This is a genomic window from Stutzerimonas kunmingensis (genome assembly GCF_002929225.1).
Classification (GTDB): domain Bacteria; phylum Pseudomonadota; class Gammaproteobacteria; order Pseudomonadales; family Pseudomonadaceae; genus Stutzerimonas.
In genome coordinates this window covers 92,773-110,890 of sequence record NZ_PISM01000014.1, presented here as the reverse complement: position 1 = coordinate 110,890, position 18,118 = coordinate 92,773, and the positions used below count along the sequence as shown (strand labels likewise).

The window sequence follows — 18,118 nt, the reverse complement described above, 5'->3', positions numbered from 1 at the left end:
ATGGTTAAACGGTGAAGGCGTCCTGCAGCAGTTTTTCCTGCTGTTCGGCATGCATGGAGGCGTAACCGACCGCCGGCGCCGCTGAAGCATCACGACCCGCGTACTGAAGGAACAGTTCCTTCTTGTGTGCGGTGGCCACACGGCGCATGTGATGCTGGCTGCAGTACCAGGCACCCTGGTTCATCGGCTCTTCCTGGCACCAGACGATGTGTTTGAGATTCTGGTAAGGCGCGAGCGCTTCGGCCAGATCCTCTTCCGGGAACGGATACAGCTGCTCGATACGCACGATGGCGATATCTTCGCGGCCTTCGGCACGACGCTTGTCCAGCAGGTCATAGTAGACCTTGCCGCTACACATGATTACACGCTCGACCTTCGCCGGATCGATCGCGTCGACTTCCGGGATAACGGTCTGGAAGGAACCCTGGGTGAGCTCTTCCAGTGTCGAGGTCGCAAGCTTATGACGCAGCAGCGACTTGGGTGTCAGCGCAACTAGCGGCTTGCGCAGCGGGCGAATCGCCTGGCGACGCAGCATGTGGTAGACCTGCGCCGGAGTCGTCGGCACGCAAACCTGGATATTGTGCTCGGCGCACAGCTGCAGGTAACGCTCCAGACGAGCGGACGAGTGTTCCGGGCCCTGCCCCTCATAGCCATGTGGCAACAGCATGGTCAGGCCACACAGGCGACCCCACTTGTGCTCACCGCTGGTGATGAACTGGTCGATCACTACCTGGGCGCCATTGGCGAAGTCGCCGAACTGCGCTTCCCACACGACAAGCGCGTTGGGCATGGTGGTGGCGTAACCGTATTCGAAAGCCAGAACCGCTTCCTCGGAAAGGAACGAGTCGTACAGATCGAAACGCGGCTGACCTTCATAGAGGTGCTGCAGCGGAATGTAGGTACTGCCGTCCTTCTGGTTATGCAGCGCAGCATGGCGGTGCGAGAAGGTGCCGCGGCCGACGTCCTGACCGGAGATACGTACCGGGTGGCCTTCGAACAGCAGCGTGGCGTACGCCATGACTTCCGCGTAGCCCCAGTTGATGGTGAGCGCGCCCGCACCCATCTTCTGGCGATCTTCGAGAATCTTCGAGACCTGACGCTGCACCACGAAGCCTTCCGGCGTCTGCAGCAGCTTGTTGGACAGATCCTGCAAGGTCTTCAGATCGAAGCTGGTGTCATGACGGGCAGTCCAAGCATGACCCAGATACGGACGCCAGTCAACGAAGAGTTCTTTATTCGGCTCTTTGACCAGGCTCTTGACTACGTGCAGCCCATTGTCGAGCGCCGTACGGTACTCGTCGATCTTGGCCTGAACACGCTCGTCGTCCAGCACCTTGGACTGGATCAGCGAATCGGCGTACAGCTCACGAGTGGTGCGCTGCTTGGCGATCTTCTGATACATCAACGGCTGAGTGCCGCTCGGCTCGTCCGCCTCGTTGTGACCACGACGGCGGTAGCAGATCAGGTCGATGACGATGTCGCGCTTGAACTGCATCCGGTAGTCGACAGCGAGCTGGGTGACGAACAGCACCGCCTCGGGATCGTCTGCGTTCACATGGAAGATCGGCGCCTGGATCATCTTCGCCACATCGGTTGCGTACTCGGTGGAACGAGCATCTTCCTGCTTGTTGGTGGTGAAGCCGACCTGGTTGTTGACCACGATGCGAATGGTGCCACCCGTGCGATAAGCACGGGTCTGCGACATCTGGAAGGTTTCCATCACCACGCCCTGACCGGCGACAGCAGCATCGCCGTGGATGGTTACCGGAAGCACCTTGTCGCCGACCGGATCACAACGGCGATCCTGACGAGCCCGCACCGAACCCTCGACCACCGGGGAAACGATTTCGAGGTGGGACGGGTTGAACGCCATGGCCAGGTGAATTTCGCCACCCGGGGTCATCACGTTGGAGGAGAAGCCCTGGTGATATTTCACGTCACCTGAACTCAGGCCCTCGACCTTCTTGCCTTCGAACTCGTCGAAAAGGTCGCGCGGATTCTTGCCAAAGGTGTTGACCAGCACGTTCAGGCGGCCACGGTGGGCCATGCCGATTACGATTTCCTTAGTGCCATAAGAGCCAGAACGCTGGATGATCTCGTCAAGCAGCGGAATCAGGCTCTCGCCACCTTCGAGACCAAAACGCTTGGTGCCCGGATACTTGGTACCCAGGTACTTTTCCAGGCCTTCGGCGGCAGTCAGGCGCTCGAGCAGATGGCTCTTGATCTCCGGCGAGAAGTCCGGGCGGCCACGCACGCTTTCCAGGCGCTGAACGAACCAGCTGCGCTGCTCGGAATCGACGATGTGCATGTACTCGGCGCCGATGGTGCGGCAATAGGTTTCTTGCAGCGCCTGCAGGATTTCGCGCAGAGTACCTTGTCCGTTGACCATGGCCAGGTCGGCGGTGCGGAACACGGTGTCGAGGTCGGCGTCGGTCAGACCGTAGTTATTGATCGCCAGATCGGCAGGAACGGTGCGCTGTTGCAGGCCAAGCGGATCGAGCTGTGCTGCCTGATGGCCACGCACCCGATAGGCCTGGATCAGGCGCAGGACTTCGATCTGCTTCTTTTCGTGCTCACTGCTGACGCTACCTGCGGACACAGGCTGAGCACGACGCTGGTTCTTGCCCAGCAGGACGAAGTGGTCGCGAATAGTCGAGTGCGATACATCGGCTGAAGCGCTGCCACCGGAGGGCAACTTCTGGAAGTAAGTGCGCCACTCTTCGGGCACAGCGTTGGGATCGTGCAGGTAGAGCTCATAAAGCTCTTCCACATAGGCAGCGTTACCACCGGATAGGTGGGCACTGTCCCACATGCGCTGCATTACGCTTTCTTGCATGTCTGGTCACCTTCGATAAGGAGACACCACCAGCGTGGAAACCGCAGCATGACTTCCCAAGTTCTGAAGCAGCGACTCAGGTAAAGCCACTACGGACCGCGCAGATAGTTCCCGGGCACAAGCCGGGTGCTCCTGCTGGTCATCAAATTTTCAGAGTGGAATCCCGGCTTTGTGAGCTGGGATTCCTACTAAAACTACGGCGCCGAGCTTCAACTTCGGCGCTGCAGGTGTAACGGGTAACGCAATCCGGCCTTTCCAGGCTAGCGCATAACCTTTCGCGACCGGGGTGTCATCAGGTGCCGCTCTGCAGCAGCATGTTGCGTATGTGACCGATTGCCTTGGTAGGGTTCAATCCCTTCGGACAAACGTCAACGCAGTTCATGATACCGCGGCAGCGGAACACGCTGAACGGATCGTCCAAACCTGCCAGACGGTTCTCGGTTTCGGTGTCGCGGCTGTCGGCCAGGAAACGATAAGCCTGCAGCGACGCGGCCGGACCGAGGAACTTGTCCGGGTTCCACCAGAAGGACGGGCAGCTGGTCGAGCAGCAAGCGCACAGGATGCACTCGTACAGACCGTCCAGCTTCTCGCGATCTTCCGGACTTTGCAGACGTTCGATAGCCGGTGGCGGCGTATCGTTCATCAGATACGGACGCACTTTCTCGTACTGCTTGTAGAAGATGCTCATATCGACGGCCAAGTCACGAATAACTGGCAGACCGGGCAGCGGACGTACGACCAGCTTGTTGTTCTTGACCACGGCGGACAGCGGCGTGATGCAAGCCAGACCGTTCTTACCGTTGATGTTCATCCCATCGGAGCCACACACGCCTTCGCGGCAGGAGCGACGATAGGAGAAACCCTGATCCTGTTCCTTGATCAGAGCCAAGACGTCCAGAACCATCAGATCTTTACCATCGGTATTGACCTGAAAATCCTGCATGAACGGCTTTTCGTCCTGATCGGGGTTGTAGCGATAAACACTCACTTGCAACATATCGTCGACCTCAATAAGTCCGAACCTTGGGCTCGAATGCCGGAACGGTCTTCGGAGCGAAGTTCACGGCACGCTTGGCAACGCGCTTGTCACCCGGGAAGTACAGGGTGTGGCACAGCCAATTCTCGTCATCACGCTCTTCGAAATCTTCGCGAGCATGCGCGCCACGGGATTCCTTGCGGTTCTCCGCGGCAATAGCAGTAGCCTCGGCAACTTCCAGCAGGTTCTGCAGCTCGAGCGCTTCGATGCGCGCGGTGTTGAACGCCTGGCTCTTGTCCGAGATCTTGACATTGGCGATACGCTGACGCAGGTCCACCAGCTGAGCGATACCCTTCTGCATGTACTCGCCGGTACGGAATACACCGAAGTAGTTCTGCATGCAGTTCTGCAGTTCTTTGCGCAGCGGGGCGACGTCTTCACCAGTGGTGCGCTCGTTGAGACCGGCAAGACGGCTCAGGGCGACGTCCAGATCGGTTTCGCTGGCACCGCGATGTTCGATACCTTCCTTCAGCGCTTTCTCCAGGTGCAGACCTGCGGCGCGACCGAACACAACCAGATCCAGCAGCGAGTTGCCGCCCAGGCGGTTGGCGCCATGCACCGATACACAAGCCACTTCGCCTACCGCGAACAGGCCGTCGATGATGGTGTCGTTACCATTGGCGTCTTGAGTGATGGCCTGACCATGAATATTAGTGGCGATACCACCCATCATGTAGTGACAGGTCGGCACGACCGGTACCGGAGCGGTCACCGGATCGACATGCGCAAAGGTCTTCGACAGTTCACAGATGCCCGGCAGGCGGCTGTGCAGCACTTCTTCACCGAGGTGATCCAGCTTCAGCATCACGTGGTCGCCATCCGGGCCACAGCCATTGCCAGCCAGGATTTCCTTGACCATCGAGCGCGCAACGACGTCACGACCAGCCAAGTCTTTCGCATTAGGAGCATAGCGCTCCATGAAACGCTCGCCGTGCTTGTTGATCAGGTAGCCACCTTCACCACGGCAACCTTCGGTTACCAGCACACCCGCGCCGGCGATACCGGTCGGGTGGAACTGCCACATCTCGATGTCTTGAACCGGCACGCCTGCGCGCAGCGCCATGCCCACGCCGTCGCCGGTATTGATCAGAGCATTGGTGGTCGATGCATAGATGCGACCAGCACCACCAGTCGCAAGAACAGTGGCCTTCGAACGAATGTAAACGGTTTCACCGGTTTCGATGCAGATGGCGATAACACCAACGACCGCACCATCCTGGTTCTTAACCAGATCGACTGCATACCACTCATTGAGGAATACGGTGTCGTTCTTCAGGTTGCCCTGATAGAGGGTGTGCAGCAGTGCATGACCAGTACGGTCGGCGGCAGCGCAGGTACGAGCAGCCTGCCCGCCCTTGCCGAAATCCTTGGACTGACCACCGAACGGACGCTGATAGATACGACCCTGCTCGGTACGGGAAAAAGGCAGGCCCATGTGCTCGAGCTCGAACACAGCTTCCGGGCCGACGGAACACATGTACTCGATAGCGTCCTGGTCACCGATATAGTCGGAACCCTTGACGGTATCGTACATATGCCAGCGCCAGTCATCATTCGGATCGGCCGAAGCGATGGCGCAGGTGATGCCACCCTGAGCGGAAACGGTGTGCGAACGAGTCGGAAAAACCTTGGTGACCACAGCGGTCTTGTGACCGGACTGGGACAACTGCAGCGCCGCGCGCATACCGGCGCCACCGCCACCAACGATGATGGCGTCAAAAGAAAGCGTACGAATGTTAGCCATGAATCAGATACCCCAAAGAATCTGCACGCCCCAGACGAAGAAGGTGAACATGGCAATGCCACACACCGCCTGGAACAGGAAACGAACGCCGGTAGCCCACTTGCCGATCGCCATGTTGGTCAGGTAGTCAGTGGAAATCGTCCACATACCAACCCACGCGTGCACACTCAGGGCAACCAGCGCCAACAGGCTGAATATCCGCATCCAGTTGGCCGAAAACAGCTCATGCCACTGTGCATACTCCAAATCCGGGTTCGCAATCAGGTACCCAAGCAGGAACAGAAAATAAGCCGCAAGAACCACTGCAGAAACGCGCTGTGCCATCCAGTCGTACAGACCCGAGCGCGAAAAGTTGGTGACATTGGTTACCATATCCACACCCCCGCCAGAACGATCAGCACCGCCGACACGGCGATTACGATTTTCGAGCCCAGCTTGCCGCCTTCCAGCGTCTCGCAATGCCCAGTGTCCATGATCAGGTGACGCACACCCGCCACCAGGTGATACAGCAGTGCGGACAGCAACGCCCAGCTCACCAGCTTGGCCAGGGGACTGCTCAGATACGCACGAACATCCTCGAAGCCTTCTGGCGAAGACAGCGAGGTATCGAGCGCAAGCAGCAGCAAGGCGACACCGACGAACAGGATGACACCGGATACACGGTGGAGAATCGACGTGTAAGCAGTGATGGGGAGTTTTATTGTCCTAAGATCTAGGTTTACAGGTCGTTGGCTTTTCACGGCTTTTTTTCACACTTGAGAGCCCCAGAGCGCAGGGCAAAGTTGTTGGGAAGAGTACGCAGCAGTACCCGCTACCCACGAGTGACAACCTACAGAATACTGCCTGTAAGGCCCCTGCCGGTCGGTGTCCGAGTATAAACAGTTAGGTCACTAATGACAATGTGGTGAAGTGCCACTAAAGGCTGATAGCAGCCCCTATATAAATGCCGTAAACAGTGCACCCAAGCTGTACGCATCCCCCTGCAGAGCCCTCTACGGCATGGGTTCACGCAAATTGACTTTGCGATTTATCACTCTATAGTGATGCGGGCCCTGCGTGGGGGGCCATGATGATTCCAAGCACAAAACAGGAGGCCATACATGGCTGACAAGAAAGCGCAGTTGATCATCGAGGGCGCTGCCCCCGTCGAACTGCCCGTTTTAACCGGTACCGTAGGGCCTGATGTAATAGACGTACGAAGCCTGACCTCCACGGGTCACTTCACCTTCGATCCCGGCTTCATGTCGACCGCCTCTTGCGAGTCCAAGATCACCTACATCGACGGCGACAAGGGCATCCTGCTGCACCGCGGCTACCCGATCGAACAGCTGGCAGAGAAATCCGACTACCTGGAAACCTGCTACCTGCTGCTGAATGGCGAGCTGCCTACCGCCGAGCAGAAGGCACAGTTCGTCAGCACCGTGAAGAACCACACCATGGTTCACGAGCAGCTGAAGTCCTTCCTTAATGGCTTCCGTCGTGACGCTCACCCCATGGCCATCATGTGCGGCGTAGTCGGCGCACTCTCGGCCTTCTACCACGACTCCCTAGACATCAACGACCCGCACCATCGCGAGATTTCCGCGGTGCGCCTGGTCGCGAAGATGCCGACCATTGCTGCAATGGTCTACAAGTACTCGATCGGTCAGCCGCTGATGTATCCGCGCAACGATCTGAGCTACTCGGAAAACTTCCTGCACATGATGTTCAACACCCCGTGCGAGATCAAACCGATCAGCCCGGTGCTGGCCAAGGCAATGGATCGCATCTTCATCCTGCACGCCGACCATGAGCAGAACGCCTCGACTTCCACCGTACGCCTCGCCGGCTCCACCGGTGCCAACCCGTTCGCCTGTATCGCGGCCGGCATCGCCGCTCTGTGGGGACCGGCACACGGCGGCGCGAACGAAGCCGTACTCACCATGCTGGACGAGATCGGCGACGTATCGAACGTCGAGAAATTCCTGGCGAAGGCCAAGGACAAGAACGATCCGTTCAAGCTGATGGGCTTCGGGCATCGCGTCTACAAGAACTTCGACCCGCGCGCAAAGGTCATGAAGCAGACCTGCGACGAGGTGCTGGGCGAGCTGGGTATCAACGATCCGCAGCTGGATCTGGCGATGAAGCTGGAAGAGATTGCTCTCAACGATCCTTACTTCGCCGAGCGCAACCTTTATCCGAACGTGGACTTCTACTCGGGCATCATTCTCAAGGCTATCGGCATTCCGACCAGCATGTTCACCGTCATCTTTGCCTTGGCGCGTACTGTTGGCTGGATTTCCCACTGGAAGGAAATGATCGCCTCCGGCCAGAAGATCGGCCGCCCGCGTCAGCTGTATACCGGCCACACCAAGCGCGACCTGCCGCGTTAAGCGACAACCAGCGCAAAATAAGGCTGCCCTTGGGCAGCCTTTTTTATTCCCCCTGGGCCGACTGAATATTTATCCCTTCCATTCGATTCACCAAAGGTCGACACAGGTGAGCGATGGCCATCGAGCGCAATCAGCAATCTTCCGGCCTGACGTCATTGATCAGCTCTCAGCAGACATACCGGCGCAGCCAGCAACTCATAGCCCGACGAGCAGTTGAATACGCAATCTTGGACTAAACAAGCGCAGACTTGCCTACGCAGTCGCTTGCTCCAGCCAACCCAACAATCGAATCGCATCCTCCCTAGTTTCACCACAGCAAACAGGGTCCGCCGAAAAAGCCGAGCAGACAACCGGCCGCCGCGGATCGCCGAACAGCAAACAGAGAAAGTCAGCGCTTAATTGAATACAGCGCTCCCCAGCGCGCTTGCCATGAGGCATGCCAGGCATCGAGGAGCTAATGGAGGGCGCGATACAGCATGCACCGCAACCAGGGCGACAATCCATAAACTGCCACTCAGTGAAAAAACGGGCGCGATAATAATCCGGCCAAAGCAAAGACACCAGATGCGCCATTGCAGGCGACCGCAGGTGCAAATACGCTAGTGCGTCGCTATTTCGAGCCCACAGCCATCATGCCTGTCTGGTTGCAAACCGCCGTCCTACTCTGCTGCTCCAACCTCTTCATGACCTTCGCCTGGTACGGCCACCTGAAGAGCCTGAACGGCAAACCCTGGCTGATCGCCGCACTGATCAGCTGGGGCATCGCCTTCTTCGAATACATGCTGATGGTGCCGGCTAACCGCATCGGCTATACCGAGCTGTCGATCGGCCAGCTAAAGATCATGCAGGAGGTGATCACGCTGATGGTGTTCGTGCCCTTCAGCGTGTTGTACATGCAGCAGCCATTGAAGCTGGACTATCTATGGGCAGGGCTTTGCATGGTCGGAGCGGTCTACTTCATTTTTCGCAGCTAGCACTTCTGCCAGGTGACGCCAGGCCTGGCGCTTGGGCATACTGGCGACCCTTTTCCCGACCCTGCAAAGGAATCCAAATGTTCAAGGTCAATGAGTACTTCGATGGCACCGTCAAATCCATCGCCTTCGACATGACTGAAGGCCCGGCCACGATCGGCGTCATGGCGCCAGGTGAATACGAGTTCGGCACCGCCCAACTGGAAGTCATGCACGTAGTTGCCGGCAGCCTGGACGTGAAATTGCCGGGTAGCGATGCCTGGGAAACCTTCGCCAGCGGCAGCCAGTTCACCGTACCGGCGAACAGCAAGTTTCAGCTGAAGGTAAAGGTAGACACCGCCTATCTGTGCGAGTACCGCTAAGCATTACAAGCGCAAGGTGGAAAGTCTCCAGAGACGTTCCACCACTGAGCTGCTTTCAGCCGAGTGTCTTGTACGCTTGATCCGCCCGCCTCGACTGATTGAGCTGAGCCAACTCAGCAGCGACTCGCTCACGCTCCGCTCTCGCTGCCTGTTGTAGATCCGCATACAAACTAGACAAGGCGCCAACCTCATCGCGGAGCGCTGAATCACCCCAAGAATCCATCGCAACAATCTCTGCTACAAGCGCACGACAGCGAGGATCAAGCTCGCTGACTGCACCCCAATCACGGCGTGACAGCGCGTCATGGAGCTCGACCTGAAGCACCTTGAGGGAGCCGATAAGCGTCATAAAAATACCTTGGCCTGGGTGACGCGAGGGCTTAATTAGATCTTACGCGTATTGTGCGATGCCATCCCAGCCGGCCTTGACTTCCTGAAGCAAAGCCGCGACCTCTGTAAGCGCATCGGCATCATTGTTGCGGTTAGCTTCCGTCAGCCGCCTGATCATGTATTCATAGAGCCGGTCAAGATTCGCTGAAATCTCGCCGCCCACTTCATGATCAAGGGCCTCGCGCAAGCCACCAACGATGGAGATACTCTTGCCGATAAGCTCGCCCTTTTCGGCCAGCCGGCCAAATTGGATGGCACCCCTGGCCTGATATATGCGGTCTAGGCCGCCCTGCATGAGCATCTGTATCAAGCGATGGGGACTAGCCTCAGCAACCTGAGTCTGCACCCCAACACGTTGATACTGCTTCATTGCGGACATTGCGTTCATGGTGGGCTCCAAGCGTTTAGCGATACTGTTCAAGTTATCGACAAACAATCAAAGAGCTTTAGCAGCTTTTTCCAACACTTAAAGCAAAGCCTTGGCAGTCATCCGGTCAATCTTTCTGCGTAACAAACCCAGGCATGCTGTCAAAAAGCTGCGTGAGGCTATCGCTTGTGCGAGTAAGCTGGGCCACCAGGGTATCCATCGCATTGAACTGCTTATATAAGCGCTCTTCCAGCGCCGCAATCCGCTTTGTTAATTCCGCTTTCTGCGTGTCGACCTTATCGATAGTCCCCTGTAATGCATCCGTTCTGGACTCCAATATTCCGCCAGCATCGGTATAGGGCTTCAGCCGAGCACCTAAGCGGCTCGCTAATCCATTGTCCCCAGTAAAGTAGGCGGCGACTTCTTCGAAATTCGACGTAATCGCCTTGCTGACCTTGGCCGCGTCCATTTCGAGAGTGCCGTCTTTCTTGGTAGTGACGCCCATGTCAGCCAAGGCTCGCATCGCGCCCCCCCCCTGAGGCGATACCAGCTCTGATCGAATGGAGTTGATCAGCGAACGAACAGAGCTATCACCCACCAAAGCCCCGGTCACCGGCGCATCGGTTTCGGTAACCGTGGTGACCTTCGTCTCGGTATTTATAAAGTTCATCAAGGTGTTGTAGGCATCCACGAACTTTTTGACGTTGCCCTGCACTCCGGCCTCGTCGCGAGTAATCGTCACGCTACTGGTACCTTCAGACTTGAGCTCAAAACTGACGCCACTGACCACATCATCGACACTATTGCTCTCGCGGGTAACCGAAAGGCCATCGATTGTGAACTTCGCACTCTGCGCAACAGCAAGCGTCTTGGCCGAGCCCGGGCTAGCAATCTGGGCGTCATACGTGGCCTTGGCCTCGACATACTCCGGGTCTGTTTCTCCAGAGTAGTCAGCTAAATTAGGGGGGGCGCTATACGTTAATGCCCCGAGCGAAACGTTGCCTTCGGCAGGGTCGGCATCCGTCCCCACAACGGAAATGTCATTGCCATCCCCCGTCTTGCTGCTGCTCAACACAAGGCGAGAGCCCTGATCATCGGTGATGATGGTTGCGCTGACGCCCGCGCTTGCGCCTGCCTTGTTTATGGCATCACGAACGCCCGCCAGCGTGTTATTGGTCGAGTCGACGGTGACATCGAGCGCGGCCGAGCCTCCCACCTTGATGCTCAAGGTGCCGGCGTTCAGTTTGGTTTCATCATCAGCAGGCACGGCAGCCAAGGCGACCTTACTACTACTTGCCAGCTTTTCGACTTCCAGCTTATAGCTCCCCGCCACAGCGCTTTGGCTGGCCGTAGCGGTTACCACATTGCTTTCAGAAGAGGACGCCTTACGCGCTAAGAATGAAGAGGGGCTATTGAGAGCAGACAACGCCGTTTGAAAATTGCTGATGGCACCTTTCAACTGTCCTAGCGAGGTCAGCTGGGTAGTCGTCTTGGCTTCCAGCCGCTTCAGCTGACTTTCCTTCGGCGCCTGCTCGGCTGATGAAATGGCCTTAACCATCGCATCAATATCCATACCGGATCCGATGCCTGTGATACCTGCCATACGACACCTCGTCAAAAATATGCCTGAAAGCCAGGCTGAGCTGGCGATTCAGGAAGTCCATCCAATAATCGTGCCTTAGGCTTCAGCTTTGAACAGCAAACTACGCATGTCCTCAAGCCGCTCGGAAAGCCGTAAAAGATCTTCTGAAGGTATTTGGCGTATCAGCTTGCCCGACTCGCCATCCATGACCTTCACAACAACCTGCCCGCTAGCATCATCCACGCTGAAATCGAGATTACGCTGCAGGTCCTGCACGATGGTCTTGAACCTTTCCACTGCCGAGGTTGCACTCTCAGAAGCGGAAACCGATTTTTCATCGGTCTTAGCACCACCATCGACCGGCACAGTTTCAGCAGAAGCGCTAGGGCTCAGCGATGGCACTTCGCGCCGAAATGTATTTGGCTGCGACACAGAAGTGAGAGTTACCGTTTCCATATCTAATACCTCACAACGCAAAAAGGAGGAAGGAGCCTAAGCCCCATCCCCCTGTTAGCCAGACGGCTTTCGCCTTACTGGAGCAGCGACAGTACAGACTGCGGAAGCTGCTTGGCTTGGGCCAGGATCGCAGTACCGGCCTGTTGCAGCACCTGATTCTTCGACAGGTTGGCGGTTTCTGCAGCGTAATCGGTGTCCATGATCCGGCTGCGAGCAGCCGAGGCATTTTCCGAAATGTTCTGCAGGTTGTTGATGGTGTTATCAAAGCGATTCTGTACCGCACCGAGGTCAGCGCGCTGGGAATCGATGCCAGCCAGGGCGCTGTCGATAACGGCCAAGGCACGCTGGGCACCGTCGGCACTAGAAATATCGATATCGTTAACGTTTGAAAGCGCCGCCTTCGAACTTCCGAACAACTGCGAGGAGTTCGCGGTAGTTGCTGTATCCGCAGTCAAGGCACCGTCCGCCAAAGCAGCAGCCGCACCAAATGTGGTTACACCCGCAGTAGTAGATGCCAAAGAACGCTGGATTGCAGTACCGGCAGAAGCAGACACCGTGACTGTTGCCGAGGTGCTTAATTTAACACTATTCCCAGCAGGATCACTGATGAGTTCGACGCCCTCAAAACCTGCAGCTACCAACTTATCGTAAAACTTCTTCGCATTGGTGTTTTCACCGTCAACAGTACCACCTGCCACGAAATCTGCGGCAGCAAACGCGGCGGTTTTTCCATTTGAGTCAGTCAGTGTAAAGGCAGTGGTTGCCGAAGCTGCAGCAAAGTTAAAAATCGAAGTCGTCACACTTACCGCGTCAGTTTTGTTAGCGATCGCGAAGCTTGTAGGGGAGTTAAGCTGTAAGGCCCCCACTACCGTACCGCCAACCGGCGCGACACTAGAACTAGCAGCTTTAAAATTCCCGTCCGAGTCTTGAACATTCACTTTTAGGCTGGAAGCTGCTGCAAGAGCACCTGCTTGGTTCCTGATGGCCCCAAAAGACACGTTCTCGCCAGTGGCCGACTCAACTGTCAGCACGCCATCATTAAGGTTGGCCTTGATTCCAAGCTTAGCAGCGTTTGAATTCAATTGATTCGCAAGATCCTCCGTAGACGTTACCCCGATAAGATCGACACTCTCCGACCCGACCTTAACAGTAAAGTTAAGATTCTGGTCTGCACTGGTAACCCCTACCTCGGCCTTGAATACTGTACGAGCAGTTGCTGAAAGCCCAGATATTGCACCATCAAATTTAGTTGCCAGTTCTTTTGCGCTTTCACTGCCGGTCACGGTGATATCAGCACTTTGGCCATTACCAACGACTGAAAGCTTACCAGCACTAGTCAACTGAGGAGCCGTTCCAGCCGTCCCAAAGCCCGCAGGCACCGCCAAGTTATTGACCAACCCAGAAGTTACGGTTGTGCCGGCCTTGCTGCTGGTTTGGAATGATCCAATAGCATTTGCAGAAGCATTCTTGACAGTTACATCAATCGTCTCATATGCATTGGATCCTACTTGGAAGCTCGACGTGCCAAATGACCCGTCCATCAGCTTGCGCCCGCCGAATGTAGTAGTTTCCGCGATACGAGTAAGCTCAGTCTGCAGAGCAGATACTTCTTTTTGTAGCGCCGAGCGATCCGCATCACTGTTCGAGCCATTGGCGGATTGGATAGACAGGTCACGCATCCGCTGCAGAATATTGGTGGACTGCTGCAGCGCCCCTTCAGCGGTCTGAGCGAGGGAAATACCATCGTTAGCGTTACGCACAGCTACGTTCAAGCCGCTGATCTGATTGGTCAGACGGTTGGAGATCTGCAGGCCGGCGGCATCATCCTTTGCACTGTTGATGCGGCTACCGGTGGACAGGCGCTGCATGGAGGTGTTCAGGGCGTTGGACGTGTTGTTGATGTTGCGCTGGGTATTCAGCGACGGGATGTTTGTATTGACGGTAAGAGCCATGATGAGCCTCCAAGGGCGCTAGTTACTTTGGTTGCCTGAGCTTGCGACTCCGGGCCGGCTTGTGCCCAGGCACCCATTGAGTTCGCATTCGATTAGCTTATCGGCGCCGTTTGGGTTGGCTTTAGGGCAGATTTCGAACTTTTTCGTGAGCCCGGTGCCACTCCAACGCTACGCCAGCGCATCCATACTGCGGACTTGCTTGACTAGCTTTTCGGGTGAAGCGGGGAAAACTTTAGGGGATGGCTGAAGCCGTTTCCCTGACCTGGAGTCAAAGGGAGCTCGCTCACTGCTGGTGAGCTTTGCTAACGCATTCCCGGCGAAGGCCGCTCCCACCAATTCAGTGAAACATTTGGGGAGCGGGTATGACAGCGAGGCTCTCTGGGATGAGGCGTTGCTGACGTGCTATGAACCAAGCTGTGCGAGGTGCTCGAGGAATTGCGATTCGTCGAGCACCGTCACGCCGAGTTCGTTGGCTTTGGCAAGCTTCGAACCCGCGCCGGGCCCCGCCACCACACAGGACGTCTTGGCCGACACGGAACCGGCAACCTTGGCCCCCAACGCCTCCAGCCGCGCCTTGCCCTCGTCGCGGCTCATTGCTTCGAGCGTGCCGGTCAGCACCCAGGTCTGCCCGGCCAGCGGCAGACCTTCCGCGGACTTCCGTTCGCTCTCCCAATGCATACCGAATTCCCGCAATTGCGCTTCGATAGCGCGGGCGCGTTCGGTATTTTCAGGTTTGTCGAAGTAATCGCGCAGCGAGCGTGCGGCCTTTTCGGTAAGGCGTTCAACCTGGCGCAGATCGAGCCAGTCGGCGGCGATGATCGCGTTCAGGCTGCCGAAACGTTCTGCCAGGCGCTGGGCGCCGGTGCGGGCGATATAGGGGATATTGAGCCGGTCGAGCAGGTCCGCCAGCGTCGCGCAGGCGGCGAATTCAGGGTGAAGGACGCCCTCCTCCTGTGGTTCGACGCCGCGTTCGCGCAGCAGCGCGATGACCGTGCGGTTATGTTCGTCCTCGAAGAAGGTGTGGATCTCATGAGCGACTTCCAGGCCGACATCGGGCAGGTAAACAAGCACATCAGGCAGCGCGCGACCTATGCGATCCAAGGAGCCCAGCGCTCGTGCCAACAACTTGGCGGTTTCCTCGCCGACATCGGGTATGCCAAGGGCGTAGACGAAACGCGCGAGGCTTGGTTTGCGGCTGGCGTCGATGGCGTTAAGCAAGTTGCGCGTGGAAATCTCGGCGAACCCCTCCAGCTCAATGACCTGATCATGGGTCAGGCAGTAAAGATCCGCCGGCGATTTGATCAACCCCCTGTCGACCAGCTGCTCGACGATCTTGTCGCCCAGGCCGTCGATATCCATCGCTCGGCGCGATACGAAATGGATGATTGCCTGCTTAAGCTGAGCCTGGCAGGCCAGACGACCGACGCAACGGTAGATCGAGCCTTCGCTCACCGACTCACGGCCCTTGCTGCGCTTGATCAGCTGGGTGCGCTCCACGGCGGAACCGCACACCGGGCACTGCTCCGGCACATGCACGGCGCGCGCGTCGGCCGGGCGGCGTTCGGCGATTACGCCGAGAATCTGGGGAATCACGTCGCCTGCACGTCGCACGATCACCGTATCGCCGATCATCACGCCCAGGCGCGCCACTTCGTCCATGTTGTGCAGCGTCGCGTTGGAAACCGTAACGCCCGCCACCTGCACCGGCTTCAACCGGGCGACCGGGGTGATCGCGCCGGTACGGCCGACCTGGAACTCTACATCGAGCAGCTCGGTGATTTCTTCCCGCGCGGGAAACTTGTGTGCGATGGCCCAGCGCGGCTCCCGCGCACGGAAGCCCAGTTCACGCTGCTGCGCGACCGCGTTGACCTTGAACACCACACCGTCAATCTCATACGGCAGCGCGTCGCGCTTTTCACCGATGGCGTCGTAGTAAGCCCGGCATTCGGCCACGCCCCTGGCCAGTTTCAGCTCACGACTGATGGGCAGGCCCCAGCTTTTCAGCGCTTCGAGAATACCGATGTGCGTGCCCGGCAGCTCGCCGTCGCTACGTCCGACACCATATGCACACAGCTCAAGCGGACGACTTGCGGTGATCTTCGAATCCAGCTGGCGCAGGCTTCCAGCAGCGGCGTTGCGGGGATTGGCGAAGGGTTTGCCGCCGCTTTCCAGCTGCCGCGCATTCAGCGCTTCGAACCCCGCCTTGGGCATGTAGATTTCGCCGCGCACCTCAAGTACCGCAGGCCAGCCACTGCCATGCAGCTTCAATGGAATGTTGCGCACGGTGCGCACGTTGGCGCTGATGTCCTCACCCGTGCTGCCATCGCCCCGGGTGGCGCCGCGCACCAGATGGCCGTTCTCATAAAGCAGGCTGACCGCCAGGCCGTCCAGCTTGGGTTCGCAGCTGTACTCGACCACAGCGCCATCGCTGAACAGGTCGCCCGCCGGCAAATCCAGTCCTTCGCGCACACGACGATCGAAGTCGAGCAGATCCTGCTCATCGAAGGCGTTGCCCAGGCTCAGCATCGGCACTTCGTGGCGTACCTGACCGAATGCCGCGAGCGCCGCTCCTCCAACCCGCTGGGTTGGCGACTCAGGCGTCACCAGTTCCGGGTGCTCTGCTTCGAGCGCCTTGAGCTCGTTAAACAGGCGGTCGTACTCGGCGTCAGGAACGCTCGGCTCGTCGAGCACGTAGTAGCGATAATTGTGGGCGTCAATTTCGCCGCGCAGTTCGGCGATGCGCTCGGCGGCGGTTTGGGCGGAAGGCATAAGACGGAGCCGTGGCTGGGGCTGTGCTGATTCAGACCGTATCAGCGCGCCTTGGTTGATAGTGAGGCGTCGGATTCTAGCCGAATGCGCAATCGAAGGCAGGTTCGCGGCTTTGGCTAGTCGGAGGCTGGAAGCGCAGCGGGACGGCCTCAGCCATCCCGAATCAAACTGCTCACTGATGGACAGAGGCGGAGCGCGCCCGTCAATGGAATGCCTGCACTGGAGACAGGAGCATGAGACGGCGCGAGCAAGCCACGTCTGCTAACACACAACACCGGGCGCAAGGCCCGGTGCAAATATCACTCAACGCTGCTTGATGGTCATCTGCCGGCGCTCGAACTCGACGATGCGCTGGCGGTAGTGCTCGATGGTCTGGGCGGTGAGAACGCTGCGCTGGTCATCCTTCAGCTCGCCGTTGAGCTCCTGGGACAGCTTGCGCGCCGCAGCAACCATGACATCGAAGGCCTGCTTGGGATGGCGTGGGCCGGGCAGACCAAGGAAGAAGCTCACGGCCGGCGTGGTGAAGTGATCGATGTCGTCCAGATCGAAAGTACCAGGCTTGACGGCATTGGCCATGGAGAACAGCACCTCGCCATTGCCGGCCATGCTTTCGTGGCGATGGAAGATGTCCATTTCGCCGAAGCGCAGGCCACTCTCGAGAATGTTCTGCAGCAGCGCCGGACCACGGAAACCGTGAGGATCACGGCAAATGACGTTGATGACGAGTACTTCCTCGACGGGCGCCAGTTCCTTCTGCGGCTGGTCTTTCCCTTCCTCGTCATCACCAACAACCGGATCGAGCAGCGTCGGTACGGGCTCGTCGCTGTTGAGCTGGAGGTCGCCCTGAAAGGGTTCGTTCTGCCGGCGCTTCTTGCCGGACTCGCGCGCGCTCATCGTCGGCATGTCGCCCTCATCCAGAGAAGGCTCATGATCTCGATTAACCACGCGCGCCGGGCCTAGAAGCTCCGGAGAATCGTCGGCATCGGGAAGGTTGGAGAGGCTGCGGTCCAGCTTGAATTTCAGCTTGCCCTTGCCACCGCGCATGCGACGCCAGCCGTCGAACAGAATGCCGGCAATGACAATGATGCCGATGACGATCAGCCACTCGCGCAGACCGATATCCATTAATGCTTTAACCTCTGAATTCGATGATAAAGACGCAACGAGCAGTCACTTGGGACTGCTTCAAGCGCATCGCAAAAATTGTGCTCTAAGCTAGCACGACGAACGGTAACTTTGCACCGTGCGGTAGTTCTCTTTTTATAGCGTTCCTTGTATCAA

At 57.8% G+C, this 18,118-nt stretch carries 15 protein-coding genes and 2 pseudogenes; 3 read left to right on the top strand and 14 right to left on the bottom strand.

Going from position 1 to position 18,118, the window contains the following annotated elements; genetic code table 11:
• Positions 1-4: 4 nt before the first annotated feature.
• The 5 genes from CW305_RS07115 to sdhC all read right to left on the bottom strand — a co-directional run bounded on the left by CW305_RS07115 (position 5) and on the right by sdhC (position 6,356).
• On the bottom strand, positions 5-2,836 hold the full coding sequence (locus tag CW305_RS07115; protein WP_014820477.1) for a 2-oxoglutarate dehydrogenase E1 component: 2,832 nt from the start codon (positions 2,834-2,836) through the stop codon (positions 5-7).
• A 292-nt stretch (positions 2,837-3,128) separates the two neighbouring features.
• A complete protein-coding gene (locus CW305_RS07110; RefSeq protein ID WP_003302396.1) occupies positions 3,129-3,833 on the bottom strand; it encodes a succinate dehydrogenase iron-sulfur subunit in 705 nt (234 codons plus the stop codon).
• Positions 3,834-3,843: 10 nt separating this feature from the next.
• Complete coding sequence (gene sdhA, locus CW305_RS07105; RefSeq protein ID WP_014820478.1) at positions 3,844-5,616, bottom strand: succinate dehydrogenase flavoprotein subunit; 1,773 nt, start codon at positions 5,614-5,616, stop codon at positions 3,844-3,846.
• A gap of 3 nt (positions 5,617-5,619) precedes the next feature.
• Positions 5,620-5,988 (bottom strand): succinate dehydrogenase, hydrophobic membrane anchor protein, encoded by a 369-nt coding sequence (sdhD, locus tag CW305_RS07100; protein ID WP_014820479.1) that lies wholly within the window; start codon positions 5,986-5,988, stop codon positions 5,620-5,622.
• On the bottom strand, positions 5,982-6,356 hold the full coding sequence (sdhC, locus tag CW305_RS07095; RefSeq protein WP_104097476.1) for a succinate dehydrogenase, cytochrome b556 subunit: 375 nt from the start codon (positions 6,354-6,356) through the stop codon (positions 5,982-5,984). The genes sdhD and sdhC overlap by 7 nt, the downstream gene beginning before the upstream one ends.
• A gap of 360 nt (positions 6,357-6,716) precedes the next feature.
• Between sdhC and gltA the strand changes: the two genes are divergently transcribed.
• A complete protein-coding gene (gene gltA, locus CW305_RS07090; RefSeq protein ID WP_003294794.1) occupies positions 6,717-7,988 on the top strand; it encodes a citrate synthase in 1,272 nt (423 codons plus the stop codon).
• A 252-nt stretch (positions 7,989-8,240) separates the two neighbouring features.
• Here the strand turns inward: gltA and CW305_RS23685 are convergent, their stop codons facing one another.
• Positions 8,241-8,492: a hypothetical protein gene (locus CW305_RS23685; protein WP_104097475.1), complete on the bottom strand. Its 252-nt coding sequence runs from the start codon at positions 8,490-8,492 to the stop codon at positions 8,241-8,243.
• A 128-nt stretch (positions 8,493-8,620) separates the two neighbouring features.
• Here CW305_RS23685 and CW305_RS07080 point away from each other — a divergent pair, with 128 nt between their 5' ends.
• Entirely contained in the window at positions 8,621-8,962 is a 342-nt protein-coding gene (locus CW305_RS07080) for a DMT family protein (protein WP_104097850.1), read from the top strand.
• A 77-nt stretch (positions 8,963-9,039) separates the two neighbouring features.
• The gene (gene ppnP / locus CW305_RS07075) at positions 9,040-9,321 is read left to right on the top strand and encodes a pyrimidine/purine nucleoside phosphorylase (RefSeq protein WP_003302386.1); all 282 of its coding nucleotides are present in this window, start codon (positions 9,040-9,042) and stop codon (positions 9,319-9,321) included.
• Between the two features lie 55 nt (positions 9,322-9,376).
• Here ppnP and CW305_RS24035 read toward each other — a convergent pair whose 3' ends face one another.
• The 8 genes and pseudogenes from CW305_RS24035 to zipA form a co-directional block, all read right to left on the bottom strand.
• Positions 9,377-9,670, bottom strand: coding sequence for a flagellar protein FliT (locus CW305_RS24035; protein ID WP_104097474.1), 294 nt, complete (start codon positions 9,668-9,670; stop codon positions 9,377-9,379).
• A gap of 42 nt (positions 9,671-9,712) precedes the next feature.
• A complete protein-coding gene (gene fliS, locus CW305_RS07065) occupies positions 9,713-10,099 on the bottom strand; it encodes a flagellar export chaperone FliS (RefSeq protein WP_104097473.1) in 387 nt (128 codons plus the stop codon).
• Between the two features lie 106 nt (positions 10,100-10,205).
• Positions 10,206-11,681: a flagellar filament capping protein FliD gene (fliD, locus tag CW305_RS07060; protein ID WP_104097472.1), complete on the bottom strand. Its 1,476-nt coding sequence runs from the start codon at positions 11,679-11,681 to the stop codon at positions 10,206-10,208.
• A 75-nt stretch (positions 11,682-11,756) separates the two neighbouring features.
• Complete coding sequence (locus CW305_RS07055; RefSeq protein ID WP_104097471.1) at positions 11,757-12,116, bottom strand: flagellar protein FlaG; 360 nt, start codon at positions 12,114-12,116, stop codon at positions 11,757-11,759.
• 74 nt (positions 12,117-12,190) lie between these two features.
• Positions 12,191-12,538 (bottom strand): annotated as a pseudogene (locus tag CW305_RS23960) (flagellin); the annotation flags it as partial.
• 597 nt (positions 12,539-13,135) lie between these two features.
• A pseudogene (locus tag CW305_RS23955) lies at positions 13,136-14,068 on the bottom strand (flagellin N-terminal helical domain-containing protein); the annotation flags it as partial.
• A gap of 402 nt (positions 14,069-14,470) precedes the next feature.
• Positions 14,471-16,837: an NAD-dependent DNA ligase LigA gene (gene ligA / locus CW305_RS07045; RefSeq protein WP_104097470.1), complete on the bottom strand. Its 2,367-nt coding sequence runs from the start codon at positions 16,835-16,837 to the stop codon at positions 14,471-14,473.
• Positions 16,838-17,140: 303 nt separating this feature from the next.
• The gene (zipA, locus tag CW305_RS07040; RefSeq protein ID WP_023446294.1) at positions 17,141-17,962 is read right to left on the bottom strand and encodes a cell division protein ZipA; all 822 of its coding nucleotides are present in this window, start codon (positions 17,960-17,962) and stop codon (positions 17,141-17,143) included.
• Positions 17,963-18,118 lie beyond the last annotated feature (156 nt).

What these genes read in the sequence shown, in the direction of transcription:
- gltA (WP_003294794.1), top strand. Translation starts at nt 6,717, where the DNA reads ATGGCTGACAAGAAAGCGCAGTTGATCATCGAGGGCGCTGCCCCCGTC.
- fliS (WP_104097473.1), bottom strand. Translation starts at nt 10,099, where the DNA reads ATGAACGCAATGTCCGCAATGAAGCAGTATCAACGTGTTGGGGTGCAG.
- CW305_RS24035 (WP_104097474.1), bottom strand. Translation starts at nt 9,670, where the DNA reads ATGACGCTTATCGGCTCCCTCAAGGTGCTTCAGGTCGAGCTCCATGAC.
- CW305_RS07110 (WP_003302396.1), bottom strand. Translation starts at nt 3,833, where the DNA reads ATGTTGCAAGTGAGTGTTTATCGCTACAACCCCGATCAGGACGAAAAG.
- CW305_RS07115 (WP_014820477.1), bottom strand. Translation starts at nt 2,836, where the DNA reads ATGCAAGAAAGCGTAATGCAGCGCATGTGGGACAGTGCCCACCTATCC.
- fliD (WP_104097472.1), bottom strand. Translation starts at nt 11,681, where the DNA reads ATGGCAGGTATCACAGGCATCGGATCCGGTATGGATATTGATGCGATG.
- sdhA (WP_014820478.1), bottom strand. Translation starts at nt 5,616, where the DNA reads ATGGCTAACATTCGTACGCTTTCTTTTGACGCCATCATCGTTGGTGGC.
- zipA (WP_023446294.1), bottom strand. Translation starts at nt 17,962, where the DNA reads ATGGATATCGGTCTGCGCGAGTGGCTGATCGTCATCGGCATCATTGTC.
- sdhD (WP_014820479.1), bottom strand. Translation starts at nt 5,988, where the DNA reads ATGGTAACCAATGTCACCAACTTTTCGCGCTCGGGTCTGTACGACTGG.
- CW305_RS07080 (WP_104097850.1), top strand. Translation starts at nt 8,621, where the DNA reads ATGCCTGTCTGGTTGCAAACCGCCGTCCTACTCTGCTGCTCCAACCTC.
- CW305_RS07055 (WP_104097471.1), bottom strand. Translation starts at nt 12,116, where the DNA reads ATGGAAACGGTAACTCTCACTTCTGTGTCGCAGCCAAATACATTTCGG.
- CW305_RS23685 (WP_104097475.1), bottom strand. Translation starts at nt 8,492, where the DNA reads ATGGATTGTCGCCCTGGTTGCGGTGCATGCTGTATCGCGCCCTCCATT.
- ppnP (WP_003302386.1), top strand. Translation starts at nt 9,040, where the DNA reads ATGTTCAAGGTCAATGAGTACTTCGATGGCACCGTCAAATCCATCGCC.
- ligA (WP_104097470.1), bottom strand. Translation starts at nt 16,837, where the DNA reads ATGCCTTCCGCCCAAACCGCCGCCGAGCGCATCGCCGAACTGCGCGGC.